General features: G+C 53.3%; 6 protein-coding genes and 1 pseudogene. 5 read left to right on the forward strand and 2 right to left on the reverse strand.

The genetic code is table 11. From position 1 onward, the window contains the following. Together AC3WQH_RS13085 and AC3WQH_RS13090 are read right to left on the reverse strand one after the other, a co-directional pair. Positions 1-498, reverse strand: a complete 498-nt coding sequence (locus AC3WQH_RS13085) for a cation:proton antiporter regulatory subunit (protein ID WP_007786369.1) — start codon at positions 496-498, stop codon at positions 1-3. A 220-nt stretch (positions 499-718) separates the two neighbouring features. After that, positions 719-868: a hypothetical protein gene (locus AC3WQH_RS13090; RefSeq protein ID WP_167333261.1), complete on the reverse strand. Its 150-nt coding sequence runs from the start codon at positions 866-868 to the stop codon at positions 719-721. 193 nt (positions 869-1,061) lie between these two features. Between AC3WQH_RS13090 and AC3WQH_RS13095 the strand changes: the two genes are divergently transcribed. The 5 genes and pseudogenes from AC3WQH_RS13095 to AC3WQH_RS13115 all read left to right on the forward strand — a co-directional run bounded on the left by AC3WQH_RS13095 (position 1,062) and on the right by AC3WQH_RS13115 (position 6,166). After that, complete coding sequence (locus AC3WQH_RS13095; RefSeq protein WP_005829594.1) at positions 1,062-1,673, forward strand: DedA family protein; 612 nt, start codon at positions 1,062-1,064, stop codon at positions 1,671-1,673. Positions 1,674-1,939: 266 nt separating this feature from the next. Beyond that, the gene (locus tag AC3WQH_RS13100) at positions 1,940-3,088 is read left to right on the forward strand and encodes an amidohydrolase family protein (RefSeq protein WP_290426832.1); all 1,149 of its coding nucleotides are present in this window, start codon (positions 1,940-1,942) and stop codon (positions 3,086-3,088) included. 279 nt (positions 3,089-3,367) lie between these two features. Beyond that, a complete protein-coding gene (gene kynA, locus AC3WQH_RS13105) occupies positions 3,368-4,228 on the forward strand; it encodes a tryptophan 2,3-dioxygenase (protein WP_005829598.1) in 861 nt (286 codons plus the stop codon). 522 nt (positions 4,229-4,750) lie between these two features. Then, positions 4,751-5,849 (forward strand): annotated as a pseudogene (locus tag AC3WQH_RS13110) (ATP-binding protein). Next, positions 5,837-6,166: a DUF5682 family protein gene (locus AC3WQH_RS13115; protein WP_492332073.1), complete on the forward strand. Its 330-nt coding sequence runs from the start codon at positions 5,837-5,839 to the stop codon at positions 6,164-6,166. Before AC3WQH_RS13110 ends, AC3WQH_RS13115 begins: the two are co-directional and overlap by 13 nt. The last annotated feature ends 64 nt before the right edge of the window (positions 6,167-6,230 follow it).

A 6,230-nucleotide genomic window follows, 5' to 3' on the forward strand; every position in this document is an offset into this window, starting at 1 on the left:
TCAAGCCCCCCCTGATATGAGTGTAGATTTTAACACCTTCACCTGCCCTCTCTCACCTGCCACAACCAGCGTCACGCCTGCAGTCAGAACGCACTCTGGTCCCGGACTCACTTTTTGCTTTTGATCCTTTTCAATAATGGCGATGATGGTAGCCCCGGTCTTTTGGCGAATGTCCAGTTCCCCGATCGACTTGCCGATGCAGGCTGACCCTGGCTCGATCTTGTACCATTCAATCACGAGCTGGTCGAGCGCCATCTCGATCGTTTCCAGCGCTTTCGGCTTGTAGGTCATCCCGCCGATGATGCCAGCCAACTGCCGCGATTCCTGGTCATCCAGCGTGACCATGGAGACGCTTTCGTCCCAGTCGTCTTTGTCAAAATGGTAAATTTCCCGTTGGCCGTCATCGTGGATAATGATAATCAGCTTGTCGCCGCTTCTTGTTTCCACCTGGTACTTTCGTCCGATTCCTGGCAAATCTGATTCCCTGATAGTGAACATGGAAACGCCTCCTAAAAAGTGGAATCCACCTGTTTTTCGACAAACAAATAATTGTTTGCTAATATCATCATATACTTAAATGATGCGAAAAGTCTACATTTCGAAACAGTTTGCAAAAAATATGACACACTTTGTCTGGTTTCTGAATGGGCAGAAAAGTACAAAAAAAGACCGCCTCTGCGAGTAGTCCAGGTAAACGATCTTTAACTTGGGTTGAACACTATGATTGTCTTTTTTTGATGTCTTCCAGCAGCTTGATGATTCGTTCGTTTTGCTCGACTTGCATGAGAATGTTCGCGTTGATTTTCCGCAGGGCGTCGTACAGGGCAGCCAAAGCAGCAACGGCAACGACGGCAACCAAAACCAGCATCGGAATGCTCCTTTTACATTTTCTGCTAATCTATCTAATAGAAAGAATTGTACCATATTTACCAGATTTGGCGTGCGCAAGGCCCATAGCTTTGCACAGATTCTCCCGGGCAAATGCCGCTTTTCATTGAACTATGAACAAATCGTCTCTATACTTGAATCATAAGCATCGGTTGATATAAAAGAGGGGTAGTATGCAAAACTGGCTGACGCATTTCATTGAACAATACAGCTATCTGGGCATTTTTTTGATGATGGCGCTGGAAAACGTATTTCCACCGATTCCTTCTGAAGTGATCCTGACATTTGGCGGTTTTATGACCACACACTCGGCGTTGACCGTGCCGGGTGTCATTTTGTCGGCCACGTTCGGGTCCGTACTCGGCGCGATTTTGCTTTACGGGATCGGCTACTATTTGGACGTAGGAAAAATCGAGAAGGTCGTAGAGCGCTGGGGACATCTGCTGCGGGTCAAGCAGACAGACATCGAGAGAGCGCATGCCTGGTTTGACAAATACGGCTACTGGACGATTTTGTTTTGCCGGATGATTCCGTTGGTGCGCAGTCTCATTTCCATTCCGGCGGGGATGACCCGGATGAATCTCCCGCTGTTTTTGCTGTTTACGAGCATCGGGACGCTGCTGTGGAACATTGCCCTGGTGTGGATCGGGGCGTTTCTCGGCGAATCGTGGCAAGATGTTTTGCACGTGATGGACGTCTACTCCCACTTTGTCTACGGGGTGATCGCTGTCGCTGCTCTTGTTTTTCTCATCGTTTTCCTGCGCAAGCGCAGAACCCATCCATAAAGCGTTGCCCGCTGTCAGCCATCCGCCATCTTTCCGTTTGGGAAAGGTGGTTTTTTCAGCTAGGGAGCCTTTTGACAAAATCGTATCGGCATACAGGCAGCGAAAGCGTCGCCAAAAGCGGGCAGGCAGGCGAAACAGGTAAAGATCGTGAAAAAAGTCGTAATACTCTTGCAAATACAACGGCATTGCTTTTCGTTATCGTGTAGGGTAGGGGGCCGCAGCACGCTTTTTCCCTCATGCACAAAAAGACAGGGAGGCGATTGCCAATGATCGATGTATTGCTCGTAAACGGCGTGGTCATCACGATGGACAAGGACAGACGGGTGATTGCGGACGGCGCAGTCGCGATTGACGACGGGCGGATCGTGGAGGTCGGGGTGCGGGAGATCGTTTGCACAGGGCCGTGCAACCCGCCGTGGCCGCATCCGTTCAGCCGCTGGGTCGACGGGAAAAAGGTGACGAAGGAAGTGACCTACGAAGAAGTGCTGGCGGGAGCCGAAGCGGTGATCGAGGCGCTGCACCATGCCAACTCGGACAGGACGCGGGCGTACATCACGCCGTTTGTCATCGTCACGTCGATCAACCCGTCGGCTCCGACCCAGGCCGATCAGTTGTTTGGCCTCACCGATTTTGACCGTTACCAGGCGCGAAAAATCCGGGAAATTGCCCGCAAGTACGACACGAGGATTCACTCTGACGCGTTTGGCGGCATGATTCATCTGGCTGTGCAAGACAAAGAGTACGCCTTGCTCGGTCCAGACGTCCACTTGCAGCATTGCCGCGGCATTTCGTTTGACGAAGCGAAAATTTTGGCGGAGACGGGGACGAATGTGAGCGCTTCGCCCGGTTTCGGGCAAATCAACGCCCGGACGCCGATCACCGAGCTATTGGAAATGGGGGCGACCGTCGCCATCACGACGGACGGCACTTCGCCGATGACGCCGTTTGACATGTTTCAGGCGATGCGCAGAATGCAGCTTTTGCAGCAGGCGGCTCTGCGCGATTACTTTTACCTGCCGCCCGGCAAGCTGCTGGAAATGGTGACGATTGATGCGGCGCGCTGCGTGGGCTGGGACGACGAGCTGGGTTCGCTCGAAGCAGGGAAAAAGGCCGATGTGATTACGGTGAACATGCAGCAGGCTCATTTGACGCCGGAAACGATGCACGTCCAACGCTTGGTGTACCAGGCCGTTGGCGGCGATGTGAACCACGTGATCGTCGACGGACAGTTGGTCATGGATCAGCGGCAGGTGCTGACCGTGGATGAGCAGCGCATTTTGACGGAAGCGAATGAAGAGGCGGCACGCACGATTGCGCGGGCGGGGCTTGCCGCTTACATGCAGCCGGGCAAGTACTTCTGGGGGCATGCGCGGGCCTACCTGGATGAAGGGCGGGCGCGGCCGTTGTTTTCGTAGCGACTAAGGCTGCGCCAATGGCTTGGCGTAGCCACGTTTTCCAATCGTTTGCCAAGGGGACTGTGACGCCATGGCTTGCAACGGCGGGGCAAGGAGCCGACTTCCTTGCCCTTTTCCTCTGGGGTGGCCATGTTCACGGAGAAAATGCAGGCGGACAAGAACCGAACAGCAGGAACTGTGCAGGGCGGCAAGGAATTAATACGTAAAGCCAGTACGCGCCCAGTAATGTAAGCGCATACATATCGTCTGCATGAAACGGAAAAAGGAGGCCGACCACAGATGAATCCCCATCCGCATGGAAGCAACGAACCGGACAAGTCCTCGCTGGAACACGATATCCATACCGATTTCAAGAAGGAAATGACGTATGGCGATTACCTGCATCTGGACAAAATTTTGGCAAGCCAGCAGCGGCTGTCGACTCATCACGATGAGATGCTGTTCATCATTATTCACCAGGTGAGCGAGCTGTGGATGAAGCAGATTTTGCACGAGCTTGCCGCGGCGATGGACTGTATTGCCAATCACGAGCTGGAGCCGGCGTTCAAGATGTTTTCGCGGGTGTCGCGCATCCAGCAACAGCTTATCAAGTCGTGGGATGTGCTCTCCACGCTCACTCCCGCCGATTACTTGCAGTTCCGCGACAAGCTCGGGCACTCGTCCGGTTTTCAGTCGTTTCAAAACAGGCTGATCGAATTTACGCTCGGTTACAAAAACGCTCATGTGCTGGCCGTGTACGAGCATCAGCCAAAGCTGCACGGGCAGTTGAACAAAGCGTTGCATGCGCCGAGCATTTACGATGCGGCGATCAAGGAAATGGCGGCGCGCGGCTTGCCGATCGACCCGGCGTGCCTGGAGCGGGACTGGTCGCAGCCGTATCAGCCAAACGCGAGCGTCGAGCAAGCCTGGCTGACGGTTTACCGCGACGTGCACCAATACTGGGACTTGTACGAGCTGGCGGAAAAGCTCGTCGACATCGCCAGCCAGCAGCAGCAATGGCGCTTCAACCATATGACGACCGTGGAGCGCATCATCGGGCAAAAGCCCGGAACGGGCGGTTCCTCTGGCGTCGCTTATTTGCGCAGGGCGCTCGATCACCGTTTTTTCCCGGAGCTGTGGAGCCTGCGCACACAGCTATAGGACAATCCAAGCGAATAGGCAACGGTAAAATGCCACAGCAAACAGGCGTGCGGACAAACATGTTCGGTCACGCCTGTTTTTTTTGACGCGCAAAGCGCGTGAGCTATCAGGACACAGGAACAACACGATGCTAAGCCTAGCATGCATCCGACGGCAACGAACGTACCCGGCAGAAAACTTCCATCTGTTTGTCGATGCTTACATTTTCACAAAAAGAACTCTTCGAAAAAATGGAACTTTTTGCATGTCATTGTTACAATCAAGGAAGAAGGAGAAAGCCGTGACCGAAAAAAAGGTGGATGTAATCATTTCGCTGCTTGTTGACTGCCTGGGGGGATCCAGGTTTTTTGTCCTCGAAAGTCCCGCCTCAAATTGCCGCGCACCAGGACTCCAAGCGCAAATTTTCACATATTCTTCCTAATATTGGGCACAAATACCCTTCATTTCCCAAGTTTGCTTTGCTTATTATTTTTGAGATAAGCCATGTTTGTCAGAAAAAGCCGAAACGGAGTGGGCATTTGGATGGAAACGATGAAGCCGCCGATGGAAGTTTTGTACGCAGCGCAACTGGCTGCTTTGCGGGCCAACGACACTGGAGCCAAGCCGCCGAACTGGCAATTGTCGCCGCGAGCGGTCCGCGACTTTATTCTCGGCACCGACAAGCCGCTTGCGTACGAAGGAGAGTCTATCGAGATTACGAAAAAGTTTTACGGCGACGATGCCCTGATCGAGCGGGCGATCGTGACGCTTGCCGGAAATCGCGGACTCATGCTCGTAGGCGAGCCGGGAACGGCGAAGACGATGTTAAGCGAGCTGCTCTCGGCTGCGATTAGCGGCACGAGCACCAATACGATCCAGGGCACGGCGGGAACGACCGAGGACATGATTAAGTATTCGTGGAACTACGCCATGCTGCTGGACAAAGGACCGTCGCTGCAAGCTTTGGTCCCGTCGCCCTTGTACAACGGCATGAACAAGGGCTTCATCACCCGCTTCGAAGAAATTACCCGTTGCCCCTTCGAGGTGCAGGACGTCTTAATCAGCATTTTGAGCGACAAAGTCATGAACATTCCCGAGCTTGCAGACGGCATCTTGTTTGCCAAGCCGGGCTTTAATATTATTGCCACCGCCAACCTAAGAGACAAAGGCGTCAACGAGATGAGAAGCGCTCAAGCGCCGCTTCAACTTCGAGACGATCGCGCCGATCAACCACGTCAAAATGGAAGCGCAAATCATCGAGTCGCAAGCGAAAATGATTTTGCAGCAAAGCGGCGTGGAAGTCGAGATTGATCGCGATGTCGTGGAACTTTTGGCGACGACCTTTATGGAGCTGCGCACGGGCGAGACGAAGGAAGGCTACAAAATCGAGTCGCCGCAATCCGTCATGAGCACGGCGGAAGCGGTATCCGTCTACGTGCAGAGCGCGATGACCGCCTATTACTACGAGGGCAAGCCGATTACGCTGGAGCGGCTGGTGCAAAACTTGCAGGGTGCGGTCGTCAAGGAAAATCAGAAGGACGCGGGCATTTTGAAAACGTACTTCACGAAGGTGGTCAAAGAACGGGCAAAGGAAGAGGGCCTATGGGAAGCGTACTACAACGAGAAGAAATGGATCAAATAAACAGGCTGGTCGAGCAGGAGGTCTACGATCTTTCCGGGCAGGTCGTTTATCTTCCGGTCAGGCACCACAGCCCTGCTTGCGCCTACCATCTGCAAAAGACGATTGAGGCATACGCGCCGCAGATCATTTTGATCGAGGGGCCGGACAACAGCAACCACCTCATTCCGATTTTGACCGATGAACAGACGAAGCCGCCGATCAGCATTTACTACGCGTATGCGTCCGGGGAGAACAAGTACGTCTGCTACTTTCCGTTTTTGGCCTATTCGCCGGAATACGTCGCGCTCACCGAAGCGCGGAAGAGAGACAGATTGTAATATCAAGTGCGACACCTAGATAAAAAAACGGCCCATGATTGATTCGTGTAAAATGAAGTCACCA

Source organism: Brevibacillus sp. FW301-21C12A, assembly GCF_058788915.1.